Source organism: Rickettsia tamurae, assembly GCF_000751075.1.
GTDB classification, from domain to species: Bacteria; Pseudomonadota; Alphaproteobacteria; order Rickettsiales; family Rickettsiaceae; genus Rickettsia; species Rickettsia tamurae.
The window spans coordinates 17,015-31,299 of the sequence record NZ_CCMG01000012.1 but is presented as its reverse complement, the minus strand read 5'-3'; the positions used below and the strand labels follow the sequence as shown (position 1 = coordinate 31,299).

Below are 14,285 nucleotides of genomic sequence, written 5' to 3'. Positions count from 1 at the left end.
TTTATTTAAAACGTTCTTTTGTATTTTTTGTTTAATTTCTAATATAACTTCCTCAAAATCGCCTCTTTGTAATATAAACTCCCTAGTTTCATTATTTTTTATAAATTCCGGAGCATTTTTCTCAAGGTAACATTTTAATTCCTCAGTATTTTTAGAGCTTCCTCTAAATACTTTAGACCCTTAGAGATATTACCTAAACCTCGGTAAGATCTACCGATATTATTAAGAAAAATAGCAATATTATGGTAATTATTTTGATTCACTATTTGTAACATTTTTAAAGCTGCTTTTTGATATTTTAAACCTTTAGGAATATCGCCTAGACTCTGATAAGCCAGCCCAATATTATTAAGAGAATTAGCAATAGAAGATAGTGATTGCCTTGATACAATTCTTGATTCATCTTTAGAGCTTCCTTTAGATATTTTAGACTTTCAGAGATATTGCCTAAGTCTTATAAGTCAAACCTATATTATTAAGAAAGATAGCAATAAAAGGATAATTGCTTTTATATACATCTTGCGATATCTTTAAAGCTGCTTTTTGATATTTTAGACCTTTTGAGGTACAACCTAAGTTTCGGTAAGCTAAACCGACATTATTAAGAGAGGCAGCAATATCAGGTTGATTACTTTGATACAAACCTTGTGACATTTTTAAAGCTTCTTTGTGATATTTTAATGAGTCCTTAAGTTTATATAACACGCTCTCATTATAATATCCTAACTTTTTATATAAATTTGCCTTTCTAAATTTATCAATTTCAATATTATTGTTTAATATTTTTACTACATGAGGATAAAATAATTTAGAAATTTCCCAGTCTTTGTTTGGAACAGCTGTTAAATAAGGAAATAAACTGTCTAAAGCTTCAGCTAGACTTGTATAAATTTTTTGTTTGTCTATTGCATGTTCCTTATGTTTGTCTACATATCTTTTTACTGTGGACTGCATTAATCTATGTAATTGTAAGCTGGCTTGTCCATTTTGGTATGTTAGATTCATTATCGATAATGCTTCTAACCTTTTTATAGGTTCTTGTAGCTTTTCTTCATCTATTAAAAATAATTCTTTGAAAATCTCTATGCTGATAAAATCAGGATCTAAATGTGCCGAATATTGTAGTATCTGCCAAGCTGCCGATGATACTTCTGATAACTTTAATAATATAACGCTATCTATGTAATTATCATTGCTATTTTTAAAATAATTAACACAATCATTTACTTTAAATAATTTGTTTTCCTTTAAATATGTTACTGCGTTAGATAACTTATAAGGGACACAGCATCATTACTGCCAAGTTCTTTTATTAAATTGCTAATATCTTGGTTACTTAACCTATTTCCTAAGGATTTTTCTAAATATGTTATTGCTGTTCTTATATTAAAAGGCTTTAATTTAATATTTGTTATATCCTCACTTAAATTATTATTTCTAGTAGTAATTATAACTTGCGTCTTATCGTTGTTAGGCATATTCATTATACCGTTAATATAAGGCTCAATGTCTTTATATGCTTCTACGTTATCAAAAACAAATAATGTATTTGAATTTAAACTAGCAACCCTCTCATGGACTAATCTTATTATATCCTCTTCTCTTTCGCCTATTGTATAAATACCAAGCTCCTCAGCAAGTTGTCTATATGCTCCGTTAATCTTGCTTTAGGAATCTGCATTAATAAAACGTACTATTTTCTTTGCTTCATCTCTTTGTTTACGACCATATTCTATAGCTATTGTACTTTTACCTGTTCCGGCGTAAGCACTAATTGCTACAAATGAATTTTTGCTTAAAGCTTTTTCTATTTTTTGCAATATTTTTTCACAAGTAATAAGATTATGGTCCGATAAAGACGGTAAGTTGCTAATTATATTTTTATCATTTTTAATAAAAATATAATTGTTACTAGATTCTAATACTTCCTTTGCTTCAGGGCTAACTTCAATTAACCTTAAAATTTGCTCTCTTAAGTCATCTACTTTAACTTTAGGTAAGTTTGTAAATATATAATATTTGCTGTTTTGAAACTTTATTGTATATTGCTCTTTTACTACTTTTAACTGCTGCTTTATTAAATTCGGTATTTCTTTTCTATCTATTGCTTAATTTACTCAACTGGGCTAGATACCAATCACTACTTCCCTTATTATTCGTGTTTATTATATCAGTAGACAAATTTACTTCTTGTGAGCGGTAATGACCTTTGTAAGAAAGTTCAAATTGATCTTTAGCAGATATTACATCTTTTCTTGGCTGATATCCTTGGGCATGATCGTTTTCTAAATGCTTATAAACCTCTAAAAACTGTTCAGCGGTTATTATACTTATGAATTGATCAATTACCTCTAAAAAGCTCCCTAATGTTGTTGCCGTGATACCTCTATGTATTAATTTACTTGCAAAATCTTTAATCGTATTACTACCAGATATAAAATCAAGCACTTTATCTATTGCTTTCTCACCTAATATATCATCTTTAGGATCATATTTTATGCATGGCCAATCTAGTATTTTTTTATATCTTATAGGCTTACCTGTTTCGGGATCAAAACTATCTAGCATTGAATCAAGTAAATCACCGCTTAATGATAGTAAAGTAATATAGTTTTTAATAGGAATGGCTTTATTTAATATATTTATTATTTTATTGCTATATTTAGCTGCGGTAATTTCAGGAAATAATCTATATGCTTTATTAATATGCGGATTACAGACATTTACAAAATTCGGAGCTGATAAATAAGTTGTTATATTTAAATTTTTCACGTCAAAGGTAGTTTCATGACTATGCATCTGCGGCTGAAGATTTTCTGTAACTAAATCCGGGCTATCGAATGTGATTGCCTTTGCTTTTGGATAATGAAAATCTCTATGAGCAAAATATAAACTAAGCTCTGCAAGCCATGCACCTAAAGAATGACCGGTAAAAGATAAATTATAATTATGCTTTTCAGCATATTTAGTAATTTCCCCTGTAGCTTCATACGCTGCCGTTTGCTGTGCTACTATCTGCCCACCTAAAATACTTTTAAAATGAGCTTTAAACGGTGAATTAGTTTTGAGTAAATCCAATTTTTCAAATGTAGTACCTCGATAAGCAAGTACTATTTGTTTTGTCTTTTTATTTATATATGCTACTGCGTAATATCTATCTATTTTAGGCTCGTTAAATATTTTCCAATCTTTTAATTGTTCATTTCAGATTTTTACCTTTTCATTATTTTCTTTTTCTACAGCAAATTTTACAATATCATTTTCCGTAGAATCCATATAAGCATGCAAACTAAATAAACCATGCACAAAGTCGGTAGGGTGGTGCTTATAGTTTTGATTATTTAAAATAATTTTACTTTCGATTTTTTGTACAATATCACTAGAAGCATTAGGCATCTTGCCCCAGCTTATATTACCGATAAAATTATTATTTTGGATTTTAGCGGCTATTTCCTCTAACTGCGGAAGCGTTAAATGTAGATTGCTAAAATCTAGATGAACAAATGAAGGAGTATTCTTTTCTAGACACGCTATAATTGTTTGATAATCACTTGTATTAACTGGATTTTTTGAAGAAAACACATTTGCTTTCATAAATATACTTCATAAAATTTTATTGGTTGTATTATATAGCTCTAATTGAACTGAACTTTGCGTTTTCAACCAAAATTTTTGAAGCATTAAAAACTATTATTTTTATTCTGAATTTAAAATTAGATTATTTGAGATAATAATGGTGACCCCTACGGGACTCGAACCCGTGTTCCCACCGTGAAAGGGTGGTGTCCTAACCGCTAGACGAAGGGGCCTTAAAGTAGGCAAATAGATATATTAGTCATACTGTGGCTATGACCACGGCATGACAGTAAGTTAGAAGTTTTATACAACAACTTTGCAAATATTGCAAGTATAAAAATTATAGGTTTACCTTAAGCTTAACATTACCTTGATGACTTCTATAATGTTTATTTAGATAATAATTATAATCCAAAGAAATAGTAGTATTCTTGATACTGCCTATAATACCCGTTCCTAAATTATAGGATGTTTTCGGTTGCTTCGGTATTAGATAATCCTGTTTGAATGTATTATCAAATATTTTAACAACTCTATTTATTCTTTGGGTTTTCTCTTTAAAATTATGTTCTACCGCTCCTTGGAATGTTAGACCTAAATTATTAAATTTTAGAGCATCTTTTAAAGGTACTTTGACTTTAGTACCGACAATTCCAGACAATATATTATTCTCTTTCATTGTAAGAGCTATTTCTTGTACGTTAATACCGGTTTCATTATATACCCCGTCTCGTGACTTCCCGTATCTTAAGCCAATATTTGGAGTAATAACGAGCTTGTTCTGCAAAAGATAATTATAATTCAGTAATGCTTCTGCATTATAACTATGATTGCGATGTTTTACATTACTTCTAATTTTAGTATCACCATATGAATAAGTTGTCTTATCTTTAATAAAGTTTTTAGAAGCAGATACTAAAGCTTGTAGTGCAAAATTCCTCGGTAATTCTTTTTGTCCGTAAATAGAAACTACATGGCTATTAATAAGTTCTTTATCATTATTTTTACTATTTTTAAATTTAAATACTGAATGAACATTACTATAAGCTATACCTAGAATATTATTGTCGATTTCAACGTCAAACCCAATAGTAGCACCTTTGTTAGTACCTCTATAACCGGTCATATTGTCAACGCGTCCATGATTATTAGTGCCGTACATACCACGCATCCACAAACCTCTTTTTATACGAGACTCTTCTTCATCACCGGCTCCTACTGCTACCATATTATTAGACATATTCATAGATGCATCTAATCTGTTGCGAATCATATTATTTACAATAGTATTAACAACTTTCGCTTGATTTAAAGTAGGAGCGTTTTCTGAAATTTGCGTTTGCATTTCTTTTTTTGCTTTCTGTTCAAGAGGACTAGCCGTATCAACTTCCGTTATTTTAAGGTTACCCCCATCGGAATCGGATAATTGCTCTATATCGGAATCGGATAATTGCTCTATATCGGAATCGGATAATTGCTCTATTGTTTCTTCTCCCTCTTCAAATCCTGAATCATAACTTTCTTCATCTTCGCTACCGTCACTTAATGCTAATGCATACTCATTACTTGATACAGGTAATAAAGATAATTTTCCACTTACGTCTGTTACTTCTGTGTCTTCTTGTTCTTCATCTCCTGTAGGTAAGGTAGATTCTGATTTACCATCCGACACTAACATTTCTTGTAACAATGACTGAGCAAGAATGTCTTCAGCTTCTTCGCTTGTATACTTCTCTAGAAGTAACGAAGAAATTTTTTCATCATGCTCTTGTAATCGTGCATTTATTGCTAAAAGCATGTTTTCATCTAATTCCTCTACATCCTGTATACGATTACTTATATAAGCCATTGCTTCTTTAATATGATTAAGTTCCTCACTTCTAGAACTTGAGCCAGGCAATTTTTCTATTTCTTGTATTTTATTGCTTAATACTCTTATATAGGTATCTACATAATCTTTTCCTATTTCCTGTAAAGCTAAATTAAGTGATTTTTGTTGTGAAGGACTGGTTGTTTGTAGTATTTCGGTTCTTTTTGCATCTAAAAGGCTTATAAGCTGAGCTGCCTTTTTTGTTAATCCACTATCTACACTTAAACTAGACTCCTTATGATGCTCATTTCCCCAACCTTGACCAAATCCTCCCTCTTGATCTACTGTTCTTTGCTTTGAGGTTTCTCCATCTCTTTTCCTTTTGCTGCTTTCTGCATCATTTGTTTGCAAAATTGACCCTAAGCCTGAATCAAAACGTTCTTCTTGTGAATGCAAATCTAGCCCTAGATCATTCTGCATACCTGAAGTTTCGGTACGTATTTTTTCTGATTGCGGTTGTTGTATCTCCGGAATACTTCCACTTAGATTATTTTTCCTCAATGAGTCACTTTTAGCGACCGGATTCTGAGCAAACGCGTCGCCAGCTAAATCTAAATATTCTAATCCTCTTTTGTCAAGCTCTCGGCTTGAAGAATATGATTCAGGATTTTTCCAATTTTTGTCAGATCTCAAGCTTTCATCTGTAGTCGTTGTTTGTAACAATGCTGATTTTTCTTCAAAATTTGATGATATTACACTTTCAGCTAAAGACGAGCTTGATAATACCGGAGTATTACTTTTTCTTGAATTCTCTTCATACTTTGCAGTGGGATTTATATTCTCTAGTATGCTTTGCATCATTAACAAATTGCTATTTTCTGCATTTAGTTGTTGTTGCAATGCCTCTAAAGCTTTAGTACCCTGCATTAATACAGCACTTGTATTTTTTAGCGATGCTTTTTTTAGTTGTTGATTCTCATCATAAGACTGAAATATTTCAGCTTGCTCATATACTTCTTGAGTTTTCTGAACTCTAGCTTGCTGAATTTCATACAATTTCAAGAACAAACCTTTATATGCCTTTATATTGGCAAGATGTGCAATCTCATCTAATTTTTGATTAAATTGACCCGCACTTAACTTTCTCATTTCTGTCACTAAACTATCTATTACACCATCTATTTGAGCTTGACTTGACTGATTTGGCTGTATGCTATCCAAATAATTAATATATTGTGAAGCCTGAGCCCCGTAAATATCTTTTGGATTGCTTGGAAGCTGTCCAGATACTTTTGAACGATTTTCTTGCATTTGCTGCAGCAGCATGCCTAACACCGGATTACCTTCTAATGAACTATTCACATTAGCAGCTTGCGTATACGGCATATTTCCCCAACCTGAATAAAATCCGGCATCTTCATCTGTTTCTTTACCTAAAGTGCCGTTTGATAAGCTCCCCAAGCCTAAATCCACACTTTTAGGGTCCTCTATTTCTTGACTCGACAACATTACTGTATAAGGTTGCTGCTGAACTTTTGTTGACACTAAGTATCCATCTCCATCCTCCAGTTGTTCACCTAAAATTCTATGAACCCCACGACTTAATGGCATGGTTAGCTTTGCTTTTGGCGGCTGCTTATAAGCAGAACCGGTAGAACTATTATAAACAACAAGAGTTAATAACTTTAGATTTTCCTCTATCTTATTTAATTGTTCAGAATAACCATTCATTTTATCTTGCATGGCTCGTAATACCGTTCTACTTGTTTCTTTTTTCGCACTAGCAGCTACTTCTTTAGCTTTATCTGCTGCCGTTTTTATAGCTTTTTCTTGTTTCTTTATTTCTGATAACTGCTTTTGTGCTTCTTGTTTTTTCTTTTTATCTTTTATATTTCCTACTCTTGTTTCCAATTCTTCCAACTTTTTCGGCAGTATTTCACTATAACCACTCATTGTTGACTGCATTGACTGCATTTTTTTTGCAATATCTTCCCTGATTTCTACTATATTTCTTGCTTTTTCTTTTTGATGATTTTCTTCTTTTCTTTTCTTTTCTCTTTCTGTTCTTTGCTTATCCTCTGCTTGTCGCTGCTTTTTTGTTTTTTCTGCAGCAATATGTTGTTGATTTTGTCCTAATACATCTTGCTGAGCCTCATTAATTCTTGCTTGCTGTGCTTGAAACGCGCTAACTTTGGTTGACGCCGTTGTAACCGGAACTGTTCCCTGCGATTTTATCGAAACTTTATTTACTGGAATATCTATTTTTTCTATTTTCTGAAATAACGTATCTGCTTCACTGTTTCTACTTACTAACTCTTTTTTAAGTTTTTCTATTTCTTTATTACTTTTTCCTACTTTTGTCCTATCTTTATCAAATTCATGTTTATTTTTTATTCCTCCTTCCTTTTTGTTCCAATCGCTTAGACTCGTATTTGCTTTATCTAATGCTATTATTTTTTGTCCTATCCTTTCAGCTTCTGACTTTAGTTTTTTTGCTGTTTTTTGTGATGAAGTTAGCTGCGTATGCAACTTCTGCAATGGTTTTTTATTTTTTTTACCTGTGGTATCTTTAATAGCCTGTGTTACTTCAGCTAACTTGATTCCTATCGTCTCATTAACTCGTGATATATTATTTACCATTCCTGCTGCAATTTCAGTACTGCTTTTTTTTATAGGCAACGGTACAGGTGTTATCGGTCCCGGAGGAACCGTTGGTTTACTAAGTTGTACTATCTGTTGCGGCTCGCTACTAAACGATAGTTTTTGTACTACCTTTGAGCTTGTACTTGGTGGTGTATTAACTCCTACACTATCATTTGGTTTAGAATCTGGAGTAGGCTGATACGGAGTCGCCAGTGTTGATGGAGTACTAGGTGCCGTAGTATAATGTTCCGGTGATGTCAGGGTAGTATTTGGCGTATTAGGTGCAGTGACAAAGCTATTTGAAGCTGGGCTAACAGTAGGCGAAGATGCTGTTATTATAATCTCTGGTTTTTGAGGCGTTTGCTCTGTCGGTTCAGGAGTATAAGTATTTTGACTTTGTTCTGTTTTTTCACTGTCTACAAATGTTTTGCTTCTAGTAGGTGGTCGTACTTTTCTTGCTTTTCCGACATCAGACTTACTAAGTGCTATCTTTTTATAATGATCCTCTACAGGAACATCTTTTAATGGATTAGATGCCTTAGGTTTGTTAGATATTTTCATTTCTCTTATTTCAGATGGAGTATATGTGTTTATTTCCGGTTCCGGTACAATTACTGTTCCTATCTGCTGCGGGGTATTTGTCGTATCTTTGTCTCCGTTTAATTGTGACAAGTTATTCAACAATCTATTACCGAGGTCGATACGAAATGCTTCTTTACTCATCGCCATACTCTCAAAAGGTATTGCGATTATTGCTCCTACTGAAATAGAGGCAAGCAGCGAATATTTTAAAAATCTTGATTTTTTTAGTAAATTTTGTTCTGTTAACTTATTCATTACAAATATCTCAATTTAAATTAAATTTTATATACGTATAACGTTAGATATTATAATAAATAAGTTAATAAAGGGCAATATATAAGTTAATTTACTTAACTTATAATTACAGGAGAATTTTGTTCTAATTATTGAAAATATAACAGATATGACGTATAATGATTTTTAACTTTTGATAGAAAATGCTACAATATTTTAAAATAATTTTGGAAGCAGAGTATACTAATTTAAATATTTGGTATTTTGTTAGTTTTATTTACAGTATTATTGTTTATTTTCGCTTGATTTTGAGCTTTCATTTACAACAATTTTTTTCATTTTTTGTGTTTGCCTAATATTAACTTTTACTAGAAATTCTAATATATTTTTACAGTTTACTTACTGGATGATTATTGCTTTTATTTTTGGCGTATTCATCTCTAAATATCGTGTGACAAATTTACATAGCGAAATGCTTTATAAACCTATCATCACTAAAATTAGCGGTAAAATAGAATCGATAAAACCGACTATTATAGGAGGACAAGTAGTATTAAGTAGCATAAAGATAGAAAAAATTAATCGTAGCTTACAAAAAGTTAAAATTAGTATACCGAGGAAATATATATACTCTGGTGAAATGCAGAGTGATTATACGAAGATCAACTTGGAAAAGAGTAATCGGTCTGTAAGCGGAGGAGCAGAGCGTACAGAAGTACGTGAGCATCCGAGGACTTACAAAGACGACGTAGCCAATTTTTCAAGTTCATCGAGTATAAAAGAAATTAGGGTAAATGACAGAATTACTTTGCTAGCTAAGCTCTATAAGCCGCAAAATAGTATATTATCAGGCGGTTATGATTTTGGTTTTTACGCTTATCTATCGGATATTGGAGCAAACGGCTATGCGATGTCTGAGCCGCAAATTATAGAACGTAATGAAACAAATTTTGATAGTTTTATTTATAGAGTGCGTTCTTATATTTATAATAATTTAATAGAAAAGATAAAGGGAATTTTACAGCTGCAATATTACTCGGCGAGACGAAAGGTTTAAACAGGCAAATAATGCAGGATATGAGGCAAAGCGGTATATCACACGTGCTTTGTGTTTCAGGATTGCATCTATCTTTAGTCGTGATGATTATTTTCCTTACTACAAGGTTTTTATTAAATCTCTCAAATTATTTGGCATATAATTTCAATATAAAATTAATTTCTGCTTATTGTTCAGCTAGTAGGAAGCTTTGGTTATTTAGAGCTAAGCGGTATGCAAATAGCAGCGACTAGAGCTTTTATTACTGCTGCAATTTTTATTTACGGTATTATTATCGGACGCTCTTGCTTTCCCCTTCGTTCACTTGCAATTGCGGCTTTTATAATATTATCGTTAAATCCCGAATATATTTTTCATCCAAGTTTCCAATTATCTTTTATCGCCGTATTATCGCTTGTTGCCGGTTATGAATTTTACTTAAAGAATTCATGGTTACTTGGAGAAAAGAAAGGCATTTTTGGAGCAGTAAAATTTTATACAGCCTCAAATATTTATTCAAGCTCCTTAGCAAGTATCATAAACGGCACCTGTAGTAATTAATCAATTCTTTATATTTTCTACTTACTCAGTACCGACTAACCTCATTGTCGTTCCGATAACATCATTTTTTCTTATGCCGCTTGCTTTGTTATCTCTGACTTTTACCATGATCGGATTTGATAACTATATCCTAAAGCTTATGGGATTCTTTATTGATATAATAATAAAATCAGCCGCCTATTTTAATAGTTTACCGGCTGCTGTATGGTATTTCGGTTATATTACCAATTTCAGCATATTACTTTTTTTATTCGGCTTTTTTTGGATTTGTATATGGAAAACCTCGTGGCGTTTACTTGGTCTTGCAATCATGGCAATATCTTTTATATTTATGTTCTGCTCCCCAAAACCGGAATTAATATTTGACGCAAATCATATGGCGGTAGGCGTTAAAGATAGAGAAAATAAGCTAGTAATCTACGCCGATAAAATGCCTGCTTTCAATAGAACTTACTGGGCTAATTGGTTTGGACAGAAAGATAGTGCGGTGTTACCCTTAGAGGATAATATTTTCATAACTAATCACGGACAGAAAATTGTCATTAACAAAAATAATCATTGTGAGAAAGCCGAAATTCATATTAATCTCAATTATAAATCTAAATGCCGCGGGAGCTTAATAACGATTAATAAAGATTTTTTTAAAAAAAGCCCTGTTATACTTATCTTTTGCAATAAAAAGGAATGTACGGTAAAATCTTAGTACCGGACTGTTTTTGTTCTATGTCATTCCCGCGGAAGCGGGAATCCAGTAGTCAATAAGGGATAAATATGAAATGTAGAAATTGTTTTACTTTTTTCTGGATTCCCGCCTTCGCGGGAATGACATAAACGAGCCATACAACAAGGTCCAGCTCTTAGCTAGGATGACATCAAAGTCTTTTTAAAAACTATCCGATACTATAGGTAAAATCAAGTAATGCAAGTTATACATAAAACATTAAAAATCCCCTCAAAAGGATATAGAAAAATCTTGAGTCTCTTAAATGAAAAAGGACAAGCAAGACTTATAGGCGGCTGCGTACGTGATGCGTTACTAGATCTCTTGCATAACGAAGCTAATAAAGAGGAATTTGAAGGAGACACGGAACGCAGAACCGCAGCGTACATAGACGTACGTGAGGATTCGAGTACTGGATCGACGTACAAATTACCTTTAGAAGCAAGTTATCCAAGAGATCTACTTGAGAAAGATAGCTATGATATAGATATAGCTACTAATTTGATACCTAGTGAAGTAACAAATATTTTATCTGGAGCTAAAATAAAAACTATTCCGACCGGTTTAAAATTCGGCACGATTACGGCTATTTTAAATAATGAAAAATTTGAGATCACGACTCTTAGAAAAGATATCGAATGTAACGGTAGACATGCCAAAGTAGTATTCACCAACGATTTTGCTGAAGATGCCGCAAGACGAGATTTTACTATTAATGCTTTAAGCTATTGTCCCTTTAAGAACGAGATATATGATTATTTTGAAGGGTTTAAGGATTTGCAGCAGGAAAAGGTTGTATTTATAGGGGAAGCTCTAGATAGAATTAAAGAAGATTATTTGCGAATTCTACGCTTTTTTCGGTTTTCTAGCTATTATGCGAATCAGCTTTATGATGGCAGCTTTAAAGCATGTAAAGCTTTAAAAGACGGCTTAAAAACTTTATCACGAGAACGAATAAAAAGCGAAATGGATAAAATTATTGTTTCAAAAAGAGCAGCACAAATTTTAAAAGCTATGTTTGAAATAGGAATATTAGAACTAATATTCTTTATCCAAAATTATGAAATAAAATTTTTTGAACAGGCAAATGATTTTAAATTAGAATTAGCTACTCGATATGCACTCTTATTATATTGTCAAAAAGATTTAAATTTAAAGGTCTTTCTAGATTGGAAATTCTCAAGACATGAAGCAATGCAAATATTATCAATAACGAACTTTCTGAATGAAGCTAAATTTAACATAAAGAAAATTTGGTTTGAAAAAAAGAATTATAAGGAATACTTATTAGCAGCTAGCATAATCGGTAAATTAAATCATTCACAAGCAAAAGAATTTATCCTTAAATATGATGCGTTATTACGTCCTAAATTCCAAGTAAACGGTAATGATTTGTTAAATATGAATATAGAAAAAAAAGAGATAGGAGCAAAACTAGAATATCTAAAAAATTTTTGGATAGAGCAGGATTTCAAACCTAGTAAATTGGAGTTGTTGGAGAAATTATGAGAGCTAGTATGTCAAACCGTCATTCCCGCGAGGCATTGTTGCGTGGACCGGTAAAACCCACTGTGTCATCCCGTGGCTTGACCACGGGGTCCATAAAAACAATAAATTTTAACTGGATCCCGTGGTCAAGCCACGGGATGACACAGTGGGTTTTACCGGTCCACGCAACAATGCCTCGCGGGAATGACATAAAAGTTAAAATTTTAATCATACTATATCTACTATTCTTCAGTCTTACTAGCTATGCTAAGCCTAAGATAGTTGTAAGTATTACGCCAATTAGTAGTATTGTTTCGATGCTTGTTAAAGATAAAGCGGATATTGAGAGCTTAGCTATTAGTAGTGACTGTCCGCATCATTATAATTTAAAACCTAGTGATTTAGTAAAAGTTAAAAATGCCGATATAGCAATTTATATTAATGAACAATTTGACGGTTTTGCCGAGAAATTAATTGATAATCATAGCAAAAACATTATCAAAATCAGTGATATTAAATCTTTAACCACTATAAAAGATAATTGGCATATTTCGCTTGATCTTAATAATGCTGCGATTTTACTACAAGAATTTGCACGAATATTTAGCGAAAATTTTCCTGAGCTACAAGAAGATATTAATAATAACCTTTTTGCAGCACTTAAAGAATTAAACAAACTACAAGAAATTAAAAATAACGAGCTTGCAACGATAAAAGACGTAATTTTATTAAGTGACAGTAGCGAGTATTTTTTTATTAATACTAATATTAAAACTGCAAAATTATATAGCGAAAGTCAAAAAAGCCTCCGATATATAAGCAAGCTAGAAGATTTAATTAAAGAGTCTAATAACAAATGTCTTATTTTAAGTAACGAACAAAGTTCACGATTATACGATAAATTAAACGCTAAAATAATAATATTAAATAGTGAAAACTGGAATGTTCAGAATATTAATTCAAGCACTTTTCAGAACCAATATTTACAAATGATTGATCAAGTTAAAAAATGCATACACTAAATAGCAAAGAAGAGACAAAAAAACTTGCAAAGCTTTTAGCACAAAGCTTAAAACCAAATGATATAGTTTTATTTAACGGTGACCTTGGAGCAGGTAAAACATTTTTTTGTCGTGAAATTATTAAATATTTTTGCGGTGAAAATACAAGCATTATAAGCCCGACTTTTAACTTACTGCAAACATATCAAGTTCCTAATTTCACCATAGTCAATTCAGACTCGTTTGATGACAGGCGTGAGGAGCGAAGCCTATATACTAATAGGCGGGCCGACGAGCAACGAAGCAGTAAACGTGGATCAATTGACTATATTTATCATTATGATCTTTATCGTCTAAAATCACCTGAAGAAATTTATGAACTTGGATTTGAAGAAGCATTAAACGGTAATTTAATTTTAATAGAATGGTCTGAAATTATTAAGCACCTACTATCCCCGCCTTTAATCGAAGTAAATCTAGAAGTATTAGACGAAAACAAACGTTTGTGTAGCATTATAACAAATTCACAAGAATCTTCCCTTATTGATTTTTTACAAAATTCTCCGCTATTCGGTACAAAACTTGATATTCAAAGAGATAGAAGCCCTACTAGAAAAGTTAAGTTATAATTAT

Annotated in this window: 11 protein-coding genes, 1 tRNA gene and 3 pseudogenes; 6 read left to right on the top strand and 9 right to left on the bottom strand. The window is 32.0% G+C overall.

The annotated features are described in order from the left end of the window. Positions 1–134: 134 nt before the first annotated feature. From MB29_RS12810 to MB29_RS04380, 8 genes are all read right to left on the bottom strand, one after another. Entirely contained in the window at positions 135–338 is a 204-nt protein-coding gene (locus MB29_RS12810; protein WP_233418946.1) for a tetratricopeptide repeat protein, read from the bottom strand. 109 nt (positions 339–447) lie between these two features. Further along, complete coding sequence (locus MB29_RS12805; protein ID WP_233418938.1) at positions 448–1,005, bottom strand: tetratricopeptide repeat protein; 558 nt, start codon at positions 1,003–1,005, stop codon at positions 448–450. Positions 1,006–1,256: 251 nt separating this feature from the next. Beyond that, positions 1,257–1,478, bottom strand: coding sequence for an NTPase (locus MB29_RS12800; protein ID WP_233418937.1), 222 nt, complete (start codon positions 1,476–1,478; stop codon positions 1,257–1,259). 189 nt (positions 1,479–1,667) lie between these two features. Next, complete coding sequence (locus MB29_RS12795; protein WP_233418936.1) at positions 1,668–1,820, bottom strand: hypothetical protein; 153 nt, start codon at positions 1,818–1,820, stop codon at positions 1,668–1,670. Between the two features lie 277 nt (positions 1,821–2,097). Then, positions 2,098–3,078 carry a lipase family protein gene (locus tag MB29_RS12790; RefSeq protein ID WP_407690058.1) on the bottom strand — a complete coding sequence of 327 codons (981 nt, stop codon included), beginning with the start codon at positions 3,076–3,078 and terminating at the stop codon, positions 2,098–2,100. A gap of 126 nt (positions 3,079–3,204) precedes the next feature. Then, positions 3,205–3,594: a hypothetical protein gene (locus MB29_RS08490; protein WP_233418935.1), complete on the bottom strand. Its 390-nt coding sequence runs from the start codon at positions 3,592–3,594 to the stop codon at positions 3,205–3,207. Between the two features lie 140 nt (positions 3,595–3,734). Then, a tRNA-Glu gene (locus tag MB29_RS04385) sits at positions 3,735–3,809 on the bottom strand. 107 nt (positions 3,810–3,916) lie between these two features. Continuing rightward, a complete protein-coding gene (locus tag MB29_RS04380; RefSeq protein WP_032139216.1) occupies positions 3,917–8,866 on the bottom strand; it encodes an autotransporter domain-containing protein in 4,950 nt (1,649 codons plus the stop codon). Positions 8,867–9,296: 430 nt separating this feature from the next. Here MB29_RS04380 and MB29_RS12785 point away from each other — a divergent pair, with 430 nt between their 5' ends. The 4 genes and pseudogenes from MB29_RS12785 (at position 9,297) to MB29_RS04355 (ending at position 12,672) form a co-directional block, all read left to right on the top strand. Further along, the gene (locus MB29_RS12785) at positions 9,297–9,902 is read left to right on the top strand and encodes a palindromic element RPE5 domain-containing protein (RefSeq protein WP_233418934.1); all 606 of its coding nucleotides are present in this window, start codon (positions 9,297–9,299) and stop codon (positions 9,900–9,902) included. Positions 9,903–9,922: 20 nt separating this feature from the next. After that, positions 9,923–10,665, top strand: a pseudogene (locus tag MB29_RS13790) (ComEC/Rec2 family competence protein); the annotation flags it as partial. A gap of 87 nt (positions 10,666–10,752) precedes the next feature. Next, positions 10,753–10,956 (top strand): annotated as a pseudogene (locus MB29_RS13785) (ComEC/Rec2 family competence protein); the annotation flags it as partial. A 405-nt stretch (positions 10,957–11,361) separates the two neighbouring features. After that, positions 11,362–12,672, top strand: coding sequence for a palindromic element RPE1 domain-containing protein (locus MB29_RS04355; protein WP_032139215.1), 1,311 nt, complete (start codon positions 11,362–11,364; stop codon positions 12,670–12,672). Between the two features lie 46 nt (positions 12,673–12,718). Here the strand turns inward: MB29_RS04355 and MB29_RS14210 are convergent. Beyond that, positions 12,719–12,814 (bottom strand): annotated as a pseudogene (locus MB29_RS14210) (palindromic element RPE4 domain-containing protein); the annotation flags it as partial. A gap of 28 nt (positions 12,815–12,842) precedes the next feature. Here MB29_RS14210 and MB29_RS04350 point away from each other — a divergent pair. Further along, positions 12,843–13,673: a metal ABC transporter solute-binding protein, Zn/Mn family gene (locus tag MB29_RS04350; RefSeq protein ID WP_032139238.1), complete on the top strand. Its 831-nt coding sequence runs from the start codon at positions 12,843–12,845 to the stop codon at positions 13,671–13,673. Continuing rightward, the gene (gene tsaE / locus MB29_RS04345) at positions 13,661–14,281 is read left to right on the top strand and encodes a tRNA (adenosine(37)-N6)-threonylcarbamoyltransferase complex ATPase subunit type 1 TsaE (RefSeq protein WP_032139214.1); all 621 of its coding nucleotides are present in this window, start codon (positions 13,661–13,663) and stop codon (positions 14,279–14,281) included. The genes MB29_RS04350 and tsaE overlap by 13 nt, the downstream gene beginning before the upstream one ends. Positions 14,282–14,285 lie beyond the last annotated feature (4 nt).

Excerpts from the sequence above, each read along its gene's own strand:
- MB29_RS12805 (WP_233418938.1), bottom strand. The coding sequence starts at position 1,005 with ATGAATCTAACATACCAAAATGGACAAGCCAGCTTACAATTACATAGA.
- MB29_RS12800 (WP_233418937.1), bottom strand. The coding sequence starts at position 1,478 with ATGCCTAACAACGATAAGACGCAAGTTATAATTACTACTAGAAATAAT.
- MB29_RS08490 (WP_233418935.1), bottom strand. The coding sequence starts at position 3,594 with ATGAAAGCAAATGTGTTTTCTTCAAAAAATCCAGTTAATACAAGTGAT.
- MB29_RS04380 (WP_032139216.1), bottom strand. The coding sequence starts at position 8,866 with ATGAATAAGTTAACAGAACAAAATTTACTAAAAAAATCAAGATTTTTA.
- MB29_RS04355 (WP_032139215.1), top strand. The coding sequence starts at position 11,362 with ATGCAAGTTATACATAAAACATTAAAAATCCCCTCAAAAGGATATAGA.
- MB29_RS04350 (WP_032139238.1), top strand. The coding sequence starts at position 12,843 with ATGCCTCGCGGGAATGACATAAAAGTTAAAATTTTAATCATACTATAT.
- tsaE (WP_032139214.1), top strand. The coding sequence starts at position 13,661 with ATGCATACACTAAATAGCAAAGAAGAGACAAAAAAACTTGCAAAGCTT.